This is a genomic window from Bacillus cereus group sp. MG1 (assembly GCF_040460035.1).
GTDB classification, from domain to species: Bacteria; Bacillota; Bacilli; order Bacillales; family Bacillaceae_G; genus Bacillus_A; species Bacillus_A cereus.
This window is the reverse complement of record NZ_JARVGY010000005.1, coordinates 14,722-34,791: the sequence shown is the minus strand read 5'-3', so window position 1 is coordinate 34,791 and position 20,070 is coordinate 14,722. Positions and strand designations below refer to the sequence as shown.

Below are 20,070 nucleotides of genomic sequence, written 5' to 3'. Positions count from 1 at the left end.
GTTTGTATCAAATGACAAAATTAGTATGATGATATTTATTCCTTAATTCCAGGCAATCTTCTCCACTTCTCCCTGTAAATCTTCTTGAGTAGCTCTCACATAAATCATCGTGGTATTCAAGTTATCGTGGCCCATAATTTGTGCCAGACGATGTAAGGGTGTACGTTCAGCCATTACATAACCAAAACGATGCCTTAAATCATGGGCACTAAATCCATCTAAATTAGCAAGACGCATGTACTTCTGGAGAATATGGCGGATAGCTCTTTCTTGTAGCCGTTTTCCTGTTTTAGAAGAAGGAAACAAATAGCTATGTGTAATATTATTCGATCCAATATATTCTTCTAGTGCAAAACGAACTGTACTATTCAGAGGAACTTCCCTCTGTTTATTTCGCTTTCCAGATCGAACAATGACATTGCCTCCCCTTTTTCTCATAACAATATCTTCTATTTGAACATCGCAAACCTCCATTGAACGAAAACCAGTATGAAGCATAAAAATAATCATTGCTTTGTCACGTAGCGTGCCATATTTCTCAACAGCATTCATTAAGGCTGCTTCTTCTTTATCCGTCATTTGCTTCGGACTCGTTTTTACTGCTGGAACAAATTTAATTGACTTGGAATAATCAGTTTGAATGATTCCTTGTTGTTTCGCCCAGTCAAAATAACGCTTAATAGAGTTAATTCTTCTATTGATTGTAGCCGGCTTTAGAGATCTGGTAATTTGCATATGTTCTCGATACCTTGCAATTGTTCGAGCAGTAACTTCAGTTGGATGGAAGAAAGTTTCTTCCGAAAGATTTCCCCATAGATGTTCAAACCAGTATACAAAATCTTTAAGATCACTTTTATATTCTGTAAGTGTTTTTGTATGCAAATCTCCTTCAAGAGATAAGCTAGAAATAAAATCTGAGATAAAAGATGTTCCTTGTAGTGAAATAATCTTGATGGATGACATATATTCCTCCTCCGATATTGACTTATATTAGTGGACATGCTAATCTAATCTTATCAGTTACATTAGCGGACATCAATTGTTTATTTCAAAGCATCATATGTCCGCTAATATTAATTAGCGGACATTAAAAATACCGAAGGTAGGTGTAGAATATGGCTGTTCGTAAAGAAGAGTTATATCGATTAATTGATTGTCTTGGTCACCAAGATGAAAAAGCAGCATTTGATTTTTTAGAATTCCTTGTTCAACGCTCAAAAAAGAAACCTAACGATTGGGAAAAAATTGATATAGCGGATTCAGATGATGAACCCTTGTCTAAACAAGAATTAGAACAGTTAAATAGTGAAGAAGGATATGTATCAGGGGAGGACGCAAAACGTGAATTCGGACTACAAATTGATTTACCATAAGTCCGCGGTGAAATTTATTGCAAAACAAGAAAAAGGCATACAAAAAAGAATTGCTGAAGGGTTGAAGGGGCTTCTTGAAATTCCTCCTGAAGGAGATATTAAAAGTATGAAGGGTTACACAGATTTATATCGATTGCGGGTTGGAACCTTTCGAATCTTATTTGAAATAAATCATGATGAGAAAGTCATATACATACAAGCTATCGGAAATCGTGGTGACATTTATAAATAATGCTAACATGAATTTTTAAAAAGGAAGGTTCTTGAAATTAGAGAAACTTCCTTTTTTTGCGCTGATAATGTCCGCTAATGCTTATTGCGTGATCTGGTTCCATTGCTACACAGACCCCATTTTTAATAAAACACATAAAAAAAGAAGGTAACTCCTACAAATGAGTTACCTTCTTTTTAGACTGAATCATCTTTTTCATATCTAAATAATTCATCTAATGATACATTTAATCCTTTAGAAATTCGTTCTATTGTTTTTAGATCTGTACGTTTAAAATCGTGATTTTTTATTTTCCCTATTTGGTTTCTATGAAGACCTACAATAGTAGCTACTTGATCTATATTTAAATTCATTTCTAACATTAATTTATCTAGATTCCATTTTAGTTGTCCTGATCGTTCCATAGGATCATCACTCTTTTGCTTTTCAGCACGATAATACGTAACAAGGCCTACTAATTCATCAAAAGATATATCAAGTAATTTTAATGTCATTTCTAATTTTTCTAATCGCTGATCTATACTTTTAGTGCTATTTTTTCTATCCTTCTTGTGACTTATCTGATTCTGTTCATTACTCATGCATATAATCTCCTTCCTTTATATTCATTATACTTAATAAACCTTTAAAAATAAACTACATTTGGTTTAGGTAATAACCTAATATTGTTATATTGCGTATTTTAATTTAATATTAACTTCTACACTAAATTTACAACCATAAAAATAAACTACATTTGGTTTAAATATGTGTTGATTTTAAAGCACATATGGTTTATTATATACCTATAAGCAATTATTTACTATATTATAAAAATACAATTAAAAAGGGGTTAGTAAAAATGAGTAAATTATTCACAAAAATTTTGATAGGTAAAAAAGCTGTAATTGGTGCAATTAGTGCTGTAGTTGTTGGTGGCGGTGTAACAACAGCAGTCGTAATGACTCAAAATAATGATGAGCAAGCAAAAGATTCAAATCAAAAAAATGTAGAGAAGTACAAAAAAAGGGATCGTAATGAAAAAGAAACAGATAAAACTAAACAAGAAGAACCTCATTCTGATGTAGTAGTAACAGAAGAAAAACCTGTAGATGTTATAGAACCTGTAGAACCTTCTCCTGAAACAATCAACCATAATAACACTGAACCATCAAATAAATTAATTGTTTCCTTAGAACCTACAAAAGAACAACCTTCTACCAATAACATTGTCGAAAAGTTAGCGAGTCTGACGAAGCCCGAAGGTCTTAGCAAACCATTTAGCGAAGACAAAGGGAAACTTGAAGATCTTGGCGAAAAATTTAGCGAAGACAAAGCGAAGCCTGAAAATCTTGGTAAACCATCTAGCGAGGACAAAGCGAAGCCTGAAAATCTTGGTAAACCATCTAGCGAGGACAAAGTGAAGCCCGAAAATCTTGGCAAACCATCTAGCGAGGACAAAGTGAAGCCCGAAAATCTTGGCAAACCATCTAGCGAGGACAAAGCGAAGCCTGAAGATCTTGGCAAACCATCTAGCGAGGACAAAGCGAAGCCTGAAGATCTTGGCAAACCATCTAGCGAAGACAAAGTGAAACCTGAAACAGAGAAGCCTGAGACTAAGCCTGAAACAGAGAAGCCCGAGACTAAACCTGAAACAGAGAAGCCTGAGACTAAACCTGAAACAGAAAAGCCTGAGACTAAGCCTGAAACAGAGAAGCCTGAGACTAAACCTGAAACAGAAAAGCCTGAGACTAAGCCTGAAACAGAGAAGCCTGAGACTAAGCCTGAAACAGAGAAGCCTGAGACTAAGCCTGAAACAGAGAAGCCTGAGACTAAACCTGAAACAGAGAAGCCTGAGACTAAACCTGAAACAGAAAAGCCTGAGACTAAGCCTGAAACAGAAAAGCCTGAGACTAAACCTGAAACAGAGAAGCCTGAGACTAAACCTGAAACAGAGAAGCCTGAGACTAAACCTGAAACAGAAAAGCCTGAGACTAAACCTGAAACAGAAAAGCCTGAGACTAAACCTGAAACAGAGAAGCCCGAGACTAAACCTGAAACAGAGAAGCCTGAGACTAAACCTGAAACAGAAAAGCCTGAGACTAAGCCTGAAACAGAGAAGCCTGAGACTAAACCTGAAACAGAAAAGCCTGAGACTAAGCCTGAAACAGAGAAGCCTGAGACTAAACCTGAAACACAAGATCCATTTTATGTAGAGCCACCAAAAACTTCAGGATTTAATCATAATTTAAGAAGTAAGTTAGGTAGTTATGGAAGTTATAATGGAATCAAAAAATCATATTTTGATAGCTTAGTACAAGATATTGCAAGTGGAGAAATTTTAGAACTAGATGCAAAAGAAGAACTGTATAAATTGGATTTATGGAATGAAAATAATATACCATCATATCTACCAAAAAATACACAAATGGGTGTAGCTGTAGTAAATGTTCAAAAATTCAGCACTTCATCAAATAATTATCGTGATATTGATAAAATGATTAGCAAAAACTATGGTGGGAAATACTTTGGAATCAGCATTTATTGGGATGCACAGGCTAAGAAAAACACCATTGCTGTATTAAATATTCAATTTATGTATCAATAATTAAGAAATAACAAGAGAAAGGAAGCAAAAAAGTTTCCTTTCTTCTTTTTAATATTATGAACTTTAGGAGATTGATAAAAAATGAATTTTTTCTTTGCACTTATCGGATATTTTATATTGAGTACGTTATTATTATTGCTATTTTATATTTATAGTAAACAAACAGACAAAAAGACAAGATATTTAAAAGCTCTCCTTAGTTCCTTATTGGGATTAATAGCATCAATAATATTAATAGTAGTTTATAAATTTAACCAAGATACTATTAATTTTACATATGGTAAAATAAAAGATAATTACCTAGATGGACTACAAGGTGTGTTCTGCAACTAAAAAGTTGTGCGAAATGCAATTTTTTTTGTTAGCACCCCAACTCATTTTATAAATTCATATAAGAATGTTTTAATCGATAACTTTCCCCTGAAAATGTTAACAAATAACTATGATGAACCAAACGATCTATTATGGCAGTTGTTAATCGTTCATCGTGGAAAATACTATTCCATTTACTAAACTCTAAATTTGTTGTGATAATAATACTTTGTTTTTCATAACAACTGGCAATGACTTGGAAGAGGAGCTGCGCTCCTTCTTGGCTTACCGGTATATATCCCCATTCATCACAGATTAAAACCTCTGTTTTTTCTATTTGATTCATCATTTTATATAGCTTACCTGCATTTTTTGCTTCAATTAATTCGTTTACTAATGCAGCTGTTCGATAAAACTTTACACTTTTCCCTTGATTACAAGCTTCTACACCTATAGCGGTAGCTAAATGTGTCTTACCTGTTCCTACCCCACCATATAATACAAGGTTTTCTTTTCGTGTTGTAAAATCAGTCGATTTAAGGTCTTCTACACTTAATTGTTTTGGTAGTTCCACTTCAGTAAAACTATAATTTTCAAATGTCTTTATCACATCGAATTTTGCTTGTTTTAACAACCTATTCTTTTTCTTAATTTGCCTGTGCTGTACTTCTAGAGCTAACAGTTTCTCCAAAAACTCTTGATGTGTAGCTGCTTGAATAGAAGGATATTGTTCCACTATACGGGTTCCTAACTTTAATTCTCGGCAATAGAATTCAATTGAATTTTTCATGTAGCGTCATCCACCATGAGTTTGTCATAGCGTTTAAAGTCTATTTCAAATACTACTTTTTGTTCAAGTTCCGATGGAACTGGTACATCCACACATTTTGGTAATTTTCCATTTAACCGATACCAAGTTGTTAAAATGCTATCAGAATCTTGACAACCACCTTGTAGTGTTTGAATTAACGCTTCTGTCGCTATCGATGCATCTCCATCTTCATGTATCATCTGAGATAATACATGTATTGCACGCTTTTTCTCTGCTGTTTGCGTTAAATATTCTTTCCATGGATGTGGTAATTCTTCATAAAAAGCTAAATTTTGAATGGACTTAGGACGCTGTACCATTAATTTCAAATAAGGAATCCACTTCATTGATTCTAATCCTTCTCCATACAAACGTGGATGGCTTACAATTTTTTGATAGTTCTCATTTAAAATTTCAATTTGCTTATAAGTAACTTTGAGCCATACTTCTCTTTGAGCAAATTCAGGTGCGGTAGAATAAATGTTTTTTGCATAGCGAACTTTCCCGTATTTATCAGCTTTCGCTTTTTGTAAACGGTGAACATCAAACGCTACCTGTGGTAAAGGGATAAAAGCTTGGTGATCTACCTGAAACAACTTATCGATATGTTCTTTTTTACGATAATGTCGGCGATTCATATCATGATCACAACGTTGTAATAATTCCTGATTATATGCTTCTAAATCTGGAATAGATGGTATCGGAACAAAAAAATTACGACGTATATAACCGACTTTATTTTCTACATGACCTTTCTCATGGCCACTGTTTGGATTACAAAATACATGTTGAAAATTATAATGACATGAAAACTTTTGAAATTGTTCTGTCAGTATACGTTCTCCCTTTTTTGGAATACTTGTTACTGCCGCTGATAAATTATCAAACCAAATTTGATGAGGTACACCTGCGGTGTATTCAAATATTTGCTTTAATCCCTGTAAGAGACATTCTTGGTTTTGTGCTGGCAACACTTGTACATAACTGGCATTGCTATAAGGAAAGGAAACCGCTAGATAGGAACCTTTTGTTTCTATTCCTTTTTCATCTAGATAAACAAGATGGCCAAAATCTGCTTGCGCTTCTCCAGGTGAATGCTGTAAGGGGAGATAACCTTCACAACTCTGATACAATTCTTTCTTTTTCCGAGATACATAATATTGAACAGTCCGTATAGAAACAGAGAGGTCTCCACCATATATTTCAATCAAGCGTTTGTAGACACGAGCTCCGGTATGTCTTTGCTTTACTGGAACCTTTTTATCTTCTTTTAACCATTGATCAATTTGTACTTTGTAAGGATCTAATTTGCTTCCGTGTACTTTTCTTGAGGTTGGAACGGTATTTGGGTTCTCCAGATACGCATATTTTTGCACAGTTTGAAAACTATGCCCTGTTTCTTTTGAAATGGCTCGTAGAGACATCCCTTTATACTGGTGTAAATATTTGATATGATGTTGTTGAATCATTGTAAGCATCCTTTCTCCTCCTTCTAACTGTCTTTTCTCACAATTAGAAGGTTAGTGGAACGAGAGGGGTGCTGACAATGATTTTTTATTTATCAGCCTGTTAACCTTTTATTTTGCATAATGCACTACTTTCATTTTGCACTAAACATACAAGGGGATATTTTCTCATATAATTTTAGTGATAATACTTTATTAATCATTATTTCTATTATTACTTTCATCTTCTTTTTCTATGTGGGACGAAAATCTAGTAAATAACAAATGGGGGGCTTGAATTGGAAGAAATAGTTGTTACATTATTTTGGGTAATAGGTATTATGTACTTACTATTAGAAATGAGAGAAACAATACAGAAAGACACTATACAAGGTAAGGATCATACAACACTATGACTATAACAGTATTAATAATAATATATTCATTATTAGCTTTATTGATGGACTCTCTAAATGGAATTAATAATAATTTAAAGTTTAATAGATTAATAAATATCGTACAATTTATTCTATTAGTTATTGGATCAATATTCCTAATCATAGTAATCTATGTTTAATATTTTCAAAACAGGTATTCTTGAATACCTGTTTATTTTATATACGAAATGACAGCGTTGTGATAACAACACTGTCACCTAACATAACCAATTACCTTTTATTTTAGATCCATTAAAAATCCTTCTAAAGATTTAATACAGCTTTTTGCCCATTTTAAACTTATTTCTTTATTAGGTATAACCGCCGAATCCTTCATCATCTCTTGGTAAACTTTTAATTCTTCGTCTATTTCCTGATTAGCACCTAATAAAATAAAAATTTCTAATATAAAGCAATGTAAATACGACATATAAACTACAAAGAAATATCGGAAATCATATAAGTTGTTCTCACTAGCTAATAAATATCCTTGATCATATATGACATGATTGACATCTAAATCATAGATTTGGAATGGAATCTTTTCATAATCAAAAATTTCAAAAGCTACACAAGTATATGCATTATGGACTATATCATTTCTGTTTCGGGATATGGAATAAAACCATGAGTTATCAATTAAAAACATTTTAAAATTATTTTCTTGTGCCTTCATTTTTAAGAAATAAAATATTAACTCTACTTCACTTTTCTTTTTAACGTCTTTTTGTTTTTCCTCTTTTTGTTTTTCCCATTCCCTATATTTTTTCAATTCTTTTTTTAATTTATTACCATAATGGAATTTAACTATATCAATTAGATATCCAATTACTATACGATATTTTACTAAAAATAAATCAATATCTAACGTAATATGCGCTGGTTTTCTATTAATGCTAGATTCATAATCTAGTCCTTCTTGAAGGCGACCAATAATTTGATATATTTTATCAATTTCTTGTCTAATTGCTTGAGTATACCTCAAAATTTTATTCTTTTTTTTCAAATTTTTCTCACTATCTAAACCCAATTCATAGTCAAACATGGAATTGTAAAATATATTTTTTTTACCTTCTCCTTTTTCTAACATCGGTAAATAATACTCAATAATTTTTTTATCATATCTAGTGGCTAATTCTTGCAATTCTAATTCATTCATAAAGAACGCTCCTTTTAAAAAGTTTTGCTATTAGATATAATTTATCACATTAAACCTTAATATTCCAAAATAAACCATCTGAAAAGGTATACCTTTTCAGATACTACATAACAACCTAAAATATATGTCGATAAAGGTATTTTTTTAGTTTTATAGATAGCGTTTAAATCCAATATACCTTTTTAGATACATTTAGTATAATATTTTTGAGGTGTATAAAATGGAACATAAAATTTTTGGCTATGTACGTATATCTAGTGAAGATCAAAATGAAGGTAGACAAATAGAAAAGATGAAAGAATTAGGAATAGCGGAACGTGATATTATTGTCGACAAAAAAACAGGTAGTAATATGGATCGTGAAAATTATCAGATGTTAAAAAATCACCTAGTTCGTTCCGGTGATACAATTGTATTTGATTCTCTCACAAGACTTGGAAGAAATATGGAGAATACATTAGAAGAGTTTAAGTTCTATGAAAACAATAAAATAAATCTTAAATTCATAGAAGAACCGTATATTAACTTAATACATACTGATGATCATACTAATGACATTATTCAAGTTGCCATAAAAAAATCTACACTAACTGTTCTTTCCGCCTTTGCTCAAAAAGAAAGAGAGGACACACACAAAAGGCAAGCTGAAGGAATCGCCTTAGCAAGAAAAAACGGTAAACACTTAGGAAGACCAGCTATCCCAATAACTGATGATTTCATTAAATCCTATGATCGATGGAAAGCTGGAGAAATTACCGCAGTCAAAGCAATGGCTGAATGCAACTTAAAAAAAGACACCTTTTATAAACTTGCAAAAAAATACCAACAACAAACAAAATAAATATTATTAAATTTAAAATAACACTTGATTTAAGTTACTTTTATCATGTATAATAAAGGTAACTTAAATCAAGTTTTTTAATAATTACATTTTAAAAGGAGATATTTTAAAATGAATCCGTTAATCAAAAAATATGTTGAAGAAGTTAATTTTGAACAGGTTGAGAATTTATTTTTAACATTAGAGAAAATCGAAAATTTAAAATCTCAAGAAGGAGTTGTATGTCCCACAAAAACAACAGATTTATGGATATCTAGAAAGTTATCAGTAATTGAAGTATTGGGTGTTCCAACTGTAATGGAAAGTACAACCGAATATATGATTTTAGATTCATTTGGTAATCCATTGTGGGTAGATGATGCAAATGGGACTTTAGACTATATTAAAGGATTTGTTGGATAAAATGACTTTTGTAATACAATTAGATTTTCATAAGAAAAATGAGGTGAAAAAATGAGGTCACATGGAGGAAAGCGAAAAGGTTCTGGAAGGCCTAGTATGGGAGTGACGAAAAAAGTATCAGTTAACTTGCCCGAAGAAGTTTGGGACTTGATAGAGCGAGAATGCGAAGATGAAAATAAAAAACTTGCACAAGTTTTTAGAGAAGCAATATTAAAAAAGTATAGTAAGGAGAATTAAAAATGAATTTCGAACAATTTTTTACTATAAGTTCGTTCATCTTATTGCTAACAATAATACTAGTTATGATAGATCATTTATTATTCACTAAAACAGAAGGTATTTTCAAAAAGGATACTAAATAAACAAATAAAAAAAGACTCCTTTTCAACCGCCAAGCCAAAAAGAGTCTTTTATACAAATACACTTAAATTTGAAAGGATGATTCAAATGTCAAATGTACTACTTAAACTAACAACTGATGAACCCATTTTACCACAATATAAGCGAAAAAATAACCCACTCAAGAAACTATTTATAAGTTTTATTAATCACTATGATAGACTCAATAGATGGTTCGGAATTCAGGATAGCAAAAGTGATCGAGTTTGGTATTATGGTACATTATTTTTAATGATATTTCTTCCTTCTGTTACATATGTACTTTCAAAAATATATTTTGGATTTTAATTAAAATTAATGTATACCATATACCCTTTTTGCCTTAAAATTATATAAAAGGGTATATGGTGAGAAGGAGTGAACAAATTGAAATATTGTGCTTATTGTGGAGAGAAAATTTCAACTAAACCTGAACAGGATCTTACCAAATTGAAATGTACATACTGTGATGCTAAATTATATGATACAAAAAATCGAGTATTAAAGATTTATGATGGCAATAGTAGATTTAAATTTAACAACCTCCAAAAAACGGTTTCTTTAGATGATGCTAAAGGCTCTGTAGAGTTCCTAAAGTCCTATAATATATTTGATTTATATCTACTATTAAAAGAAGTTAGAGAAGCACGAAGCGGTCACTATACTACATTTAACATATTTAAAGAAGCTTCTAAATGCTCTAAAGCGACCAAAGAAGATGCTAAACAATTTTATAAACTTAGTCAAACTGAAAGACAAGCTTATGTATATTGGACACGTAGACAATGTATAATTGAAAACATTTTAATAGAAAAACAGGGTTTTTTCCCTGAAGCTATTACGCAAGAATTACTACATGAGAAGTATGAACAAATATTAAAATCTAAAAATCGGAGAATGGTCTTATCTAACTAAAAATCTTATAATTAGAAATAATAAAATCTTTTAAAAAGACCTGCGGTAGTATGTCAACGGAAAAACAACAGAAATCAAAGTTATCAAAGGACATTTTGTTGAAAAAAGACATTACGAAACTAGACCAGTAATGTATGTAATTTACTGGAAAATATTTGAAAGGTAGCGATGACAGGTTTTATGTCACACTTTCACGCACCTTTCTGGCGTAAAGAGTTGGTGATTGCGTAGTAGCGCATCCACCAATCGCACAAATTTTCTTGCGGTTAGAACGAGTGCACGTTTGTGTTGATGCTTTGGTACTTCATTATATTTTTTTACGTAATATTCTTGGTAATCAGATACATACTTTCTTACAGAGTTGGCGGCTTCAACTAGGTAATAACGTAAGTAGTGATTTCCATTACGAGATAATGAAGTGTTTTCTGCAATGAAACGACCAGATTGATGTTTGCGCCAATATAATCCGGCATATTTTGCAATCTTAGTTTCATCATCAAATCTTTCGATTTGACCAATTTCAGCGATAATACCAGCAGCGAATACGGGACCCACTCCAGGAATGGATTCAAGTGTTTGAGGTAATCCAGCCATGATTTGCTTAATGGACTTTTCTATTTCCTTAATTTGTTGTTGATAGGTACGAATGACCGCAATTGATGTTCCGAGAAGGACATCGATTGAATCTTCCACTACCTTATCTAAACGATAGGAAGAGCGAACAGCCTTTTGAATGGTTGACGCAACACATTTTGGATCACCGAACCGATTCTTTCCTTTTGCTTGTAGGAACTCAGCGAGTTCGTTTAAAGGCATGTCAGCTAATTCCTCTAGACTAAGTTTTTCAAGGAATAGCTCCATCATGGCGTTGCCGAATATAGAAGAATCCACCTCTTGTGAGAACGTATTACACTTATAACTTAGGTGTTGTAGAAAATGTTGCTTTTCCTTTGTCAACATTCTAACGAGCTGATAACGAGATCTTGTCAATTGTTGTAGTGCTACGTACTGGCTTTCTTTTACGATAGACATTTGATTTCGTCCGAACCGTAAATAGTCAGCGATGACGAAGGCATCAATCTCATCTGTTTTATCCATGTCAGAATAGCTTTTCTTGAAGTTCGTAATTTGTTTTGGATTCATTAGAAATACTTTTGCTCCAAAACTTTGTAACTCTTTATCATAATGAAGAAACATAGATGGATGAAAACTATAAACAGATGTAGATTCTAAACCGATTTTAAAAATTTCTACTTTTTGATTGGCTATACGCTGTAATAATCGCTCTTTTAGCGCTATGGCACCTGGTAAATCATTATTGACTGAAAAGGAGTCTAGCTTTTCTCCGTCACCATTTAGAATACAAGTTTTTATATCAAACGAACTTACATCTAATCCAACAAATAATCTCATGTAAGAGACCTCCTTTCGATTTAGAATCATTGCTTGGACGTCTCGAGATATCTCTAGTGTGCACGCCGATCAACAACCTCGTGTATGAGAGCTAGTCCTGAATCGAAAGCCGCCCTAGAGCTACTAACATCTAAGTTCGAGGGTCAGGCTGCTCAGCCTGCGAGTAGGAAGTCCCGCACGTTCACTGAGAAACACTCTTTTTATGTGGTAAATCCACAGGAGAAGAAAGAATTGTCCCAAATGATCCTAAGACCATTATCTAGAAATATCTTGAGACGTCCAAGGATTATTTATAAGTCTCATAGTAGGAAGAAAACCTAAGTTTGAATTACAGCTTAAATATAATATACGAGGAGAATTTACAATGAAAATTCCGTTTAATACCCATACTATTTATGTTACTTTGGATGATGATAAAATCTATGAATTAAAGAGTGATTATACAAAAGTTGAAGTTTCGAAAATTCAAAACTCTAGTAAAGAAAACCCTGTTATGGTGCTTCATAAAAGCCAATTTGACTTTGCGAAAGGGTATTTATTAAATAAAGAAAATCCTTTCAAAATTGATGAAGAAGATGCAAAAATTTATCAACAGATTGGCTTCATAAGTGTTGAAGAATTAAACGAATTTATTATTGTTTAAAGAAATTTATTATTTGTCTACATCCTAGTAAGCCTTGAAAGAATACAAGATACTAATTTCATTTTTTAAATAAAATCACCAGCGCCTTTTTAAGATGCTGGTGATTTTATAATATATAAGGGGTATCTATACTAAGAAAACTATTACCTTTAGGCTATACACCAATGATAAATAGAATACCCTATAGCCATTAACCCAAGTTGAAAACTAGTCATTGTAACTATGCGACTTAATGTATCATCGTTTTCCGTAAACATTCACGATCCTCCTATTATAATGATTCATATTGCTACTTATTTACTAAAATTAGCATCAATATTGGCTGTAGAAATTGGTACTAAACATTTTAACTTTTCATCATACTGTTGTATTGAATATAACACCCTTAATGCTTTAGCTATCTCTTCTCTTAAATAACTAGAGTCCTTTCTTTTTATATGATCGGATATATTATGGATACTATTACTAATCATAGAAATCCAAGAGATTACCTGACTATGTGTTATATCAAAAATCTCAATATAACTAGGATTCATTATCAAAGAACTAAATCTCCTTATTATAAGGATTGAATCTGTTAACACATCATATCCTAATTTGAATACTTGCTCTTCTGAAAATCCAATTAGTTGCTTCTCTAATTTTGAAACATGGATTTCCCCTTTCTTAAAAAAATGGACGTTCCTTTCATTTGAGAAAGCATTCATTCCTTTTTCCTTCTTTGAATTCTTTTTAAAATAGCTTTTAAGGTGTGTTAACAATTTCTTACCTCCATATACCCTTAATTGAATAAAAAACACCAAAAAGGGTATTTAATACCCATTAAATATTTTAAACTAACTCACTGATAAACTTTCATATGAACTCAGATCATTAGTTGCAATTGACACTCTAATCCCCTTACAATACTGAGCAATTATATTAGCAACATTCCGATCAGGATATTGATTACCAAAGGCTTTTGCTTGTCTTAATTGATTTTTATTATTTATTTCTAAACAATATTCAATTTTATTTTTAGTAACATTCTCTAAAAAAATTAAATACCCTCGACCATTACTAATATATCCAGCATATAGATCCACACATAATCTTAAATCACAATGAACTTTATATAAATCTTCACCACTCTTAGGTAATATAAATTTAAATCCTTTCATTTCTTTTTCAAATTTTAAAATTTCATCTTCTGAATAATGAAATTTTTTTCCGCAAAGATGCAAATAAGAATCCATACGCATCAAACTGTCATGAATAGTTTGAAAGTCTCTAGCATTTCTAAAAATTCCATGATTATCTTCAAATTCGTGTTCAGTAAGATACATAACCGAGTGCAAAATATACATTTCTAATCTTTCATATGACCTGACTCCATGTATCGTATTGATCATGGCTCTAACAAATGCTGTTTCTGAATCATATAAACCTCTTATTACTTGTAAGTTTATTAGAAGATTACATTCCTTCATTCGACATTTGGGATTCAGGAAATATTTAAAATAGAATTGAGATAGTGAAAAACAATCTGTATTTTTCCATTCACTCATACTTTTTAAAACATTTACAATATGATTATTATCCTTGATTATTCTTTTTAGAATTGGATACATTACTAGATTCAAACTGTTCTCTGTTATTATTTTTATTTCTGATTTAGTAGGTTTAAACCCATGTAATTCTTGAAATAAAGAATATATACTTTCCTCACATTTTAACAATTTATTCTTCACTACAGGAGATATTAATCTTGTACATCTTCCAAGCGGAAAATGTGATAGATGGGGTAGACTCATTAAAACTGGATACCTAATAAGACTAACAAAGTTATAAAAATCTATTTCTTTATTTTGCATCCAATTCGGTAACTCTTTTTTTAGCCTATTCATATAATGCTTATAGTTTTTATCTTTGAGTATTGTATCAAAATGATCTCTATTAACCCATTTAGCAATTGCTCCATTAGATATAGGACTAACCTTAGTTTTTTTTCCTTTAGGAGTTTTTGTGAATATATACAATTGCTTCGACTCTTTATTATAAACTAATTTATAATAGAATTTCTTATAAATAGGCTTATCCCTACCAAGAAAACTCCATTCACTCAAACAGATACTCCATCTAATTTTATTATCTTCATCGTAAATTTTGCTAAACATAACGATATAATCTCTATACTGACCCCTATCCATATAATGTTTAAAACCTACTTTACAAATAGGGCATCTATACCCATATCTTTTCTCACAAGGTTCAGCGAGTAATAAGGTTTCCGAACATCTAGGACAAAAACATTTAGTAATCTCTTTATAATTAAGATCCTCGTCTTGAATTATACATTCTAATAAAACTCTTTTTTTAGGAAAATGTTTTTTCACATAAATCCCTTCCTACATCTTATTTTTTCCTTTTTTTATATTGAAGATAAGACCAACTTATATCAATAATTCCCATCACGCATAACATAATAAGAGCAAATAGAATATTGTTCATATACATTATTCACCTTGTAACTAAAATTCTTCTTCATTCTCTGACTTATTGGAAAGATTTTCACCCTTATAACATGCAAAGAACAAAATTGTTAAAACTAAATATCCCATAATAACTACAAATATAAGATTCCACCAACTCTGTATTAATTCAGGATAAATAATTCCAGCATAACAGCATAAAAAAAGGATCACCATAAGGGTAATCGAAATAACTATAAATAAACTTTCGTAAATCCCCCTAAAAATGTTCACCTTCCTCACCTCGAATTTTTATAGTATCATTTCGGTAATTGAAATTTTAACATCTATGTTTTTTTGCAAAACACGAACATAATTAATTGACTAGATATCTATATTTCATGTTTCTAAATAGAAATAAACTTGTCATAATAATAATAAGAGACATACACTCTACAAAAAACATAATAATTCCAAAGGGAATTGTTATAATGGCAAACAATGTCTTAGTAGATAATACACATACAAACAATATTCCTCTAAATTCTCTTGCTTTTACAAGCGTTGAGATAGTGGAGTAAATATATCCAAATATAAAACCAAATAATATAAAATATGTGCTCATGTTACTATAAATAAAAGGGAATTCTCTTACGATACTGTTAATTTGTCTTACAGCAATATTAACGAAATACAAATCTGTAAAATTTTGATATAGGTAATACCAAATGAAAGCGTATAATAAGGGATAACCAAACAATCTTTTAACAAAAAATGTTCTCAATTGTAGATTCCTCCTTTTTTAAAATTATATCATATTTTGTTTATTTTTTATACATATATTGTTGAATTTATAAACATCAATTGATACTCTGAAATAGTACACAAAAAAGCGTGTTTTTTCTTATAAAACACACTTAAAACTTACATATATATCTAATTATATAAAAATAATGGAAAATATTTTTTTGTAGGAAATAAAACTGTAAAAAAATTAAACAAAATTTGTTTAACAATATTGAGTGAAAAAAAGCGATTGGGGAAAAATTAAATTGGTATTTCAAAAGTTAAGTCATACACATTTATTTGAACATTACTCTTATGAGGATGTGTCGAAAGGGGGGAACTCTGTTGAAAAAATCTCTTGAAGAAATTTATAAAAAATACCCAAAGGTTAAAGAAAGAATGAACGGTACTCTATGTCCATTGACCAATGTTGAAGATACATTTTATCAACTGTCACTTTTTATTAACGATCCTTGTTTATATTCATTTAATATGAATACATTGTATACACATTTAAAAGATAATGATCTCTTATTTGCACTACAAACTATTATTAAATTCTTTCAACAAGATACAAATTTAATATCAGAAAAAGACATATTAAAAATTTCTGAAGAAGATCTTCATAAAGAAAAAATATATAATCAAAAAATGTTCTCAGAATATTTAACTCAGAGCGGAGTTCCATATTCACAAGGTAAATTCCATACTTATTATAAGCGTGGAAAGATAATTGATGCGGATATTATTATTGCTGAAACTCCATATTGGTTTGAGTCTTCAGTTATTAAATTCACAAAAAAAGAACTAAATAAAGCAACTAAAAAAAAGTAAACAGGGTTCGACTTCAATTTAACAAATCCCTAATAACAAAATATCTATATATTTCATTATTTATAATTTAAACCATATTTATTTTACATTCGCATTTGATTATAAACTATATATAGTTTATAATCAAGTTATATTAGAATTTATAAAATTTAATAAGATGTTGGTAAATGTACTATTTTAGTATACAGGAGAAGAAATCTACAATTTAATTGTTTGAGTGATAATAGGAGAGTGATAATTTTCAAAATGCATATATCATTATAATTAGAAGAATAGTTTTGAACTTTGATAAGTTATAGAATAAACTACTAATTGCATTAATTCAAGTGGTAATATAAACCAAATTTAACCAACTTACATACGTAAAATCAAATTTAATACTAAATAGAAGACAAGGATTGGGGACACATGAGTAAACTTAAAGCCAAAACTTATATTATTACATATCAGATTGAAGATCATTCTGAAGTGCAAGAACACACAGTTAAAGCTTTCTCAGAGAAAAATATAACACTACCATTAGAAGAAGAAGTTAAAAGAAGGTTTAAGAAAAAATGTACTATCATTGCGGTAAGCGAATCTAAAACTAATTAAATAAAAAAGTAAAAAGCAACCCTATCTATAAGTAGGGATTGCTTTTTACTTTTTTTCTTTTTCTTTTTCTTTTAAATGCTCTTGCTCTTGTAGGATTTGTTCTATGCCTTCAAAGGAAATAAAAGCGTTCCCGATTGTTTGTCCTTGATCTGTTATTTTACCAGTCACCGCACAAACAAACTCAGGTTGATGCTTTCTAATTTTAATAAACTGTTCATCATGCGTTATTTCTACTTGATCATCCTTTTTTAAACCAAATTTGCCACATAAGTCTTTTGGCAAAGTAATTCTACCTGTATGATCAATTTTTTTTAATAATGTCACCTTTTCACACCTCTATTCAGAGAAAGCTTTTATCTCTTCTAACAATACAGGATTTCCGACCTTTTGAGCAAAATCTTTAGCTTCTTTGTATTTCTTCAGAGACGTAAACGCTTCTACAATCTGTTTTTCTCTTCTTCCATTTAAATCTACTTCATCTTTTAATTCAACAACCTTTTTCCAGTCCTTATTAATATATGCAACTTCAAAATCTACATATGGACTTTTAGATTCCATTTTCTCTTGAATCTTTAATAATTCGTCACCTTTATTATTTGCCAGCATTTCATTTACAATACCTTTTACAAGAGAAGGCTTCTTATCAAATAATTTATATACCTGATCCGTTTTCTTGTATAAATTATCTAATACTTGTTGGTCTACACTTCGAAGGTTTTCATATCCAATGTTTTCTAATGATTCAATTGCCTTCTGATTTTCGCCTATTAAAGCTGTTTGATATGCATCAAACAGTTTATCCTTTTCGTCTTGGCTCAATGGTTTATTATCAAGCTTATTCTTCTTTAAGACTTCAGCATGATACTGTTTCTTTGCATTTTGCTTATTCTTTTCCGCACTCTTACTATCATTTAAAGACGTAAGGGCAAAATTTAAACCTATGGCTAATATTATAACACTACCTAATATAATATAGGTTTTTTTGCTATTATTTTTTTTCTTTTTCTTTTGCTGTTGCTGTTTCTTTTCTCTTTTTTTTATATCATTTTTGTTACTTTTTAACTTTAAACTCCATTTTTTATCCTTAGTAACCTTTTCTTCTTCTACTTCCGTTTCTTCAGGTTCAAAGTGTTCTGATTGAATCATTTTTGTATTAACAAAATGATCTAGATCTTCAAGATCATCAATTTGTAACAAGGTTTCCGCAAATTGAATTATTTCATCACTAGGATCTATAAAGTCCGTACGGCGTGGTTTTCCATAAATTTGAGTTAATTTTGTTAGACTTAACAAAATTAACTCCTTAACGCCAATTAGTGAGTCTTTTGTGTCATAAATTTCCAAATCAGTTGTTTCATAAATAACTACTTTCATCTTGTCTTCATATTCGTCTAAAACAAAATTATATTTATTCCATAAAGTTTTTGTATGCACACTATTTTTAGCTATTTGAATTATGGATGAAAAATATTTTAATTGCTCACTAAATTCTAATGATCTAAGATATTCAAAACTTTTATATTTCTCCATGTCATAATAAAGTATTAAAGATGCATTTAATATTTGCATCTCAAATGGAACTAAATAATGTGGATCATTATCTATACTCTGTATTTTTCTTTTAAGATTTTTTTCAATAATATTAAGATCATCTTGATTTAATTCTGTTATTGGAATCCGATATTTGAGTGTATTATCTTCAATTTCTATGTTTGCTACTTTGTTAATATTAACTCGCACGTTCCATCACCACCATATTTCTTAAAAAATGTTATACGACTTTATTTCTTTTAGTGTTTTAGATTGTTTTTCTATCTTAAGTTCCTCTTCCGTTTTATCTTCTAAAGTTTTAAAATCATTCAGAATTGTTGAACTAATACCTAATCCATGAATTAATTTCATTCCATCTTTGGTTTTTACAAAATGGAACGAAGGTACTATTAAATCTTTCCCCTCATAAGTCATTGGAATAATTAACTCATGCACATTAATATTTTTATAATATACAATTTTCGGAGATTGTAATTTCACCTTATTCCCTTCAAATTTATAAGTTAAAAAGCAATCTGGATCATACGTACCTAGCATTGCTCCTTCTTCTTTCTTATAACAATTATTAGGATCTTCTAAAAAATCATCTTTTCCTGAACGTTCATGATGATTATCTACTATATTGACTTCAACATCATCAAAGTACGCATCTTTTAATTGTTCAGATATATCTTGAGCAATAGACTTATTTACTTCTTCAAACTCATCCATTGTTAATTGTTTTTGATGATTCTCATATGTGTAAAATACCTTTTCTATAATATTTTTTGCTTGTTTCATATCATTTTCGCTAAAAAATACTTTTTCATTTGTTTCTGTTTTCTTATTTGCATCCTCACAGCCAACTAAAGTGGTAAATGCTAATGCACCAACAAGTATTATGTTTTTTATCTTCATAAAGTCCTCT

At 30.5% G+C, this 20,070-nt stretch carries 21 protein-coding genes and 1 pseudogene; 11 read left to right on the top strand and 11 right to left on the bottom strand.

Features of this window, described 5'->3' with window-relative positions:
* Nucleotides 1-42 precede the first annotated feature (42 nt).
* Complete coding sequence (locus QCI79_RS33180) at nt 43-963, bottom strand: tyrosine-type recombinase/integrase (RefSeq protein ID WP_021727716.1); 921 nt, start codon at nt 961-963, stop codon at nt 43-45.
* A gap of 152 nt (nt 964-1,115) precedes the next feature.
* On the opposite strand from QCI79_RS33180, the gene QCI79_RS33175 reads away from it, so the two are divergent.
* Nucleotides 1,116-1,373, top strand: a complete 258-nt coding sequence (locus QCI79_RS33175; RefSeq protein WP_021727717.1) for a hypothetical protein — start codon at nt 1,116-1,118, stop codon at nt 1,371-1,373.
* On the top strand, nt 1,342-1,605 hold the full coding sequence (locus QCI79_RS33170) for a type II toxin-antitoxin system RelE family toxin (protein ID WP_002163075.1): 264 nt from the start codon (nt 1,342-1,344) through the stop codon (nt 1,603-1,605). Before QCI79_RS33175 ends, QCI79_RS33170 begins: the two co-directional genes overlap by 32 nt.
* A 176-nt stretch (nt 1,606-1,781) precedes the next feature.
* Here QCI79_RS33170 and QCI79_RS33165 read toward each other — a convergent pair whose 3' ends face one another.
* On the bottom strand, nt 1,782-2,186 hold the full coding sequence (locus QCI79_RS33165) for a helix-turn-helix domain-containing protein (protein ID WP_000064260.1): 405 nt from the start codon (nt 2,184-2,186) through the stop codon (nt 1,782-1,784).
* Between the two features lie 1,472 nt (nt 2,187-3,658).
* On the opposite strand from QCI79_RS33165, the pseudogene QCI79_RS35110 reads away from it, so the two are divergent.
* A pseudogene (locus QCI79_RS35110) lies at nt 3,659-4,192 on the top strand (hypothetical protein); the annotation flags it as partial.
* Nucleotides 4,193-4,571: 379 nt separating this feature from the next.
* Here QCI79_RS35110 and istB read toward each other — a convergent pair.
* The 3 genes from istB to QCI79_RS33145 all read right to left on the bottom strand — a co-directional run bounded on the left by istB (nt 4,572) and on the right by QCI79_RS33145 (nt 8,356).
* Complete coding sequence (gene istB / locus QCI79_RS33155) at nt 4,572-5,294, bottom strand: IS21-like element helper ATPase IstB (protein ID WP_021727480.1); 723 nt, start codon at nt 5,292-5,294, stop codon at nt 4,572-4,574.
* A complete protein-coding gene (istA, locus tag QCI79_RS33150) occupies nt 5,291-6,793 on the bottom strand; it encodes an IS21 family transposase (protein WP_021727481.1) in 1,503 nt (500 codons plus the stop codon). Before istA ends, istB begins: the two co-directional genes overlap by 4 nt.
* 642 nt (nt 6,794-7,435) lie before the next feature.
* Nucleotides 7,436-8,356: a hypothetical protein gene (locus QCI79_RS33145; RefSeq protein WP_021728940.1), complete on the bottom strand. Its 921-nt coding sequence runs from the start codon at nt 8,354-8,356 to the stop codon at nt 7,436-7,438.
* A gap of 220 nt (nt 8,357-8,576) precedes the next feature.
* Here QCI79_RS33145 and QCI79_RS33140 point away from each other — a divergent pair, with 220 nt between their 5' ends.
* The 5 genes from QCI79_RS33140 to QCI79_RS33120 all read left to right on the top strand — a co-directional run bounded on the left by QCI79_RS33140 (nt 8,577) and on the right by QCI79_RS33120 (nt 10,892).
* The gene (locus QCI79_RS33140; protein ID WP_000400312.1) at nt 8,577-9,197 is read left to right on the top strand and encodes a recombinase family protein; all 621 of its coding nucleotides are present in this window, start codon (nt 8,577-8,579) and stop codon (nt 9,195-9,197) included.
* Nucleotides 9,198-9,308: 111 nt separating this feature from the next.
* A complete protein-coding gene (locus QCI79_RS33135; protein ID WP_001068663.1) occupies nt 9,309-9,599 on the top strand; it encodes a hypothetical protein in 291 nt (96 codons plus the stop codon).
* Nucleotides 9,600-9,650: 51 nt separating this feature from the next.
* Complete coding sequence (locus QCI79_RS33130) at nt 9,651-9,836, top strand: hypothetical protein (protein WP_001256462.1); 186 nt, start codon at nt 9,651-9,653, stop codon at nt 9,834-9,836.
* Between the two features lie 210 nt (nt 9,837-10,046).
* The gene (locus QCI79_RS33125; protein WP_000073193.1) at nt 10,047-10,286 is read left to right on the top strand and encodes a hypothetical protein; all 240 of its coding nucleotides are present in this window, start codon (nt 10,047-10,049) and stop codon (nt 10,284-10,286) included.
* 69 nt (nt 10,287-10,355) lie between these two features.
* The gene (locus QCI79_RS33120; RefSeq protein ID WP_228220138.1) at nt 10,356-10,892 is read left to right on the top strand and encodes a hypothetical protein; all 537 of its coding nucleotides are present in this window, start codon (nt 10,356-10,358) and stop codon (nt 10,890-10,892) included.
* Nucleotides 10,893-11,075: 183 nt separating this feature from the next.
* On the opposite strand, the gene QCI79_RS33115 is transcribed toward QCI79_RS33120, so the two are convergent.
* The gene (locus tag QCI79_RS33115) at nt 11,076-12,305 is read right to left on the bottom strand and encodes an IS110 family RNA-guided transposase (protein ID WP_021728073.1); all 1,230 of its coding nucleotides are present in this window, start codon (nt 12,303-12,305) and stop codon (nt 11,076-11,078) included.
* A 364-nt stretch (nt 12,306-12,669) separates the two neighbouring features.
* Here QCI79_RS33115 and QCI79_RS33110 point away from each other — a divergent pair, with 364 nt between their 5' ends.
* Nucleotides 12,670-12,948, top strand: coding sequence for a hypothetical protein (locus QCI79_RS33110; protein ID WP_000701130.1), 279 nt, complete (start codon nt 12,670-12,672; stop codon nt 12,946-12,948).
* Between the two features lie 293 nt (nt 12,949-13,241).
* On the opposite strand, the gene QCI79_RS33105 is transcribed toward QCI79_RS33110, so the two are convergent.
* Both QCI79_RS33105 and QCI79_RS33100 read right to left on the bottom strand, forming a co-directional pair.
* Nucleotides 13,242-13,709, bottom strand: coding sequence for a hypothetical protein (locus QCI79_RS33105; RefSeq protein WP_000955422.1), 468 nt, complete (start codon nt 13,707-13,709; stop codon nt 13,242-13,244).
* Nucleotides 13,710-13,784: 75 nt separating this feature from the next.
* Nucleotides 13,785-15,323 (bottom strand): PcfJ domain-containing protein, encoded by a 1,539-nt coding sequence (locus QCI79_RS33100; RefSeq protein WP_021728932.1) that lies wholly within the window; start codon nt 15,321-15,323, stop codon nt 13,785-13,787.
* 1,206 nt (nt 15,324-16,529) lie between these two features.
* On the opposite strand from QCI79_RS33100, the gene QCI79_RS33095 reads away from it, so the two are divergent.
* Together QCI79_RS33095 and QCI79_RS33090 are read left to right on the top strand one after the other, a co-directional pair.
* On the top strand, nt 16,530-17,018 hold the full coding sequence (locus QCI79_RS33095; RefSeq protein ID WP_000749018.1) for a hypothetical protein: 489 nt from the start codon (nt 16,530-16,532) through the stop codon (nt 17,016-17,018).
* Nucleotides 17,019-17,426: 408 nt separating this feature from the next.
* Nucleotides 17,427-17,612: a hypothetical protein gene (locus QCI79_RS33090; protein WP_000040171.1), complete on the top strand. Its 186-nt coding sequence runs from the start codon at nt 17,427-17,429 to the stop codon at nt 17,610-17,612.
* Nucleotides 17,613-17,657: 45 nt separating this feature from the next.
* On the opposite strand, the gene QCI79_RS33085 is transcribed toward QCI79_RS33090, so the two are convergent.
* From QCI79_RS33085 to QCI79_RS33075, 3 genes are read right to left on the bottom strand one after another with little or no spacing between them, the layout of a single operon-like run.
* Nucleotides 17,658-17,936 carry an AbrB/MazE/SpoVT family DNA-binding domain-containing protein gene (locus QCI79_RS33085; RefSeq protein ID WP_000173531.1) on the bottom strand — a complete coding sequence of 93 codons (279 nt, stop codon included), beginning with the start codon at nt 17,934-17,936 and terminating at the stop codon, nt 17,658-17,660.
* A 12-nt stretch (nt 17,937-17,948) separates the two neighbouring features.
* Nucleotides 17,949-19,352: a hypothetical protein gene (locus tag QCI79_RS33080; RefSeq protein WP_001265611.1), complete on the bottom strand. Its 1,404-nt coding sequence runs from the start codon at nt 19,350-19,352 to the stop codon at nt 17,949-17,951.
* Between the two features lie 21 nt (nt 19,353-19,373).
* On the bottom strand, nt 19,374-20,060 hold the full coding sequence (locus QCI79_RS33075; protein WP_021728930.1) for a hypothetical protein: 687 nt from the start codon (nt 20,058-20,060) through the stop codon (nt 19,374-19,376).
* Nucleotides 20,061-20,070: the final 10 nt, after the last annotated feature.

What these genes read in the sequence shown, in the direction of transcription:
- QCI79_RS33180 (WP_021727716.1), bottom strand. Translation starts at nt 963, where the DNA reads ATGTCATCCATCAAGATTATTTCACTACAAGGAACATCTTTTATCTCA.
- QCI79_RS33175 (WP_021727717.1), top strand. Translation starts at nt 1,116, where the DNA reads ATGGCTGTTCGTAAAGAAGAGTTATATCGATTAATTGATTGTCTTGGT.
- QCI79_RS33165 (WP_000064260.1), bottom strand. Translation starts at nt 2,186, where the DNA reads ATGAGTAATGAACAGAATCAGATAAGTCACAAGAAGGATAGAAAAAAT.
- istB (WP_021727480.1), bottom strand. Translation starts at nt 5,294, where the DNA reads ATGAAAAATTCAATTGAATTCTATTGCCGAGAATTAAAGTTAGGAACC.
- istA (WP_021727481.1), bottom strand. Translation starts at nt 6,793, where the DNA reads ATGCTTACAATGATTCAACAACATCATATCAAATATTTACACCAGTAT.
- QCI79_RS33145 (WP_021728940.1), bottom strand. Translation starts at nt 8,356, where the DNA reads ATGAATGAATTAGAATTGCAAGAATTAGCCACTAGATATGATAAAAAA.
- QCI79_RS33140 (WP_000400312.1), top strand. Translation starts at nt 8,577, where the DNA reads ATGGAACATAAAATTTTTGGCTATGTACGTATATCTAGTGAAGATCAA.
- QCI79_RS33135 (WP_001068663.1), top strand. Translation starts at nt 9,309, where the DNA reads ATGAATCCGTTAATCAAAAAATATGTTGAAGAAGTTAATTTTGAACAG.
- QCI79_RS33130 (WP_001256462.1), top strand. Translation starts at nt 9,651, where the DNA reads ATGAGGTCACATGGAGGAAAGCGAAAAGGTTCTGGAAGGCCTAGTATG.
- QCI79_RS33125 (WP_000073193.1), top strand. Translation starts at nt 10,047, where the DNA reads ATGTCAAATGTACTACTTAAACTAACAACTGATGAACCCATTTTACCA.
- QCI79_RS33115 (WP_021728073.1), bottom strand. Translation starts at nt 12,305, where the DNA reads ATGAGATTATTTGTTGGATTAGATGTAAGTTCGTTTGATATAAAAACT.
- QCI79_RS33110 (WP_000701130.1), top strand. Translation starts at nt 12,670, where the DNA reads ATGAAAATTCCGTTTAATACCCATACTATTTATGTTACTTTGGATGAT.
- QCI79_RS33090 (WP_000040171.1), top strand. Translation starts at nt 17,427, where the DNA reads ATGAGTAAACTTAAAGCCAAAACTTATATTATTACATATCAGATTGAA.
- QCI79_RS33075 (WP_021728930.1), bottom strand. Translation starts at nt 20,060, where the DNA reads ATGAAGATAAAAAACATAATACTTGTTGGTGCATTAGCATTTACCACT.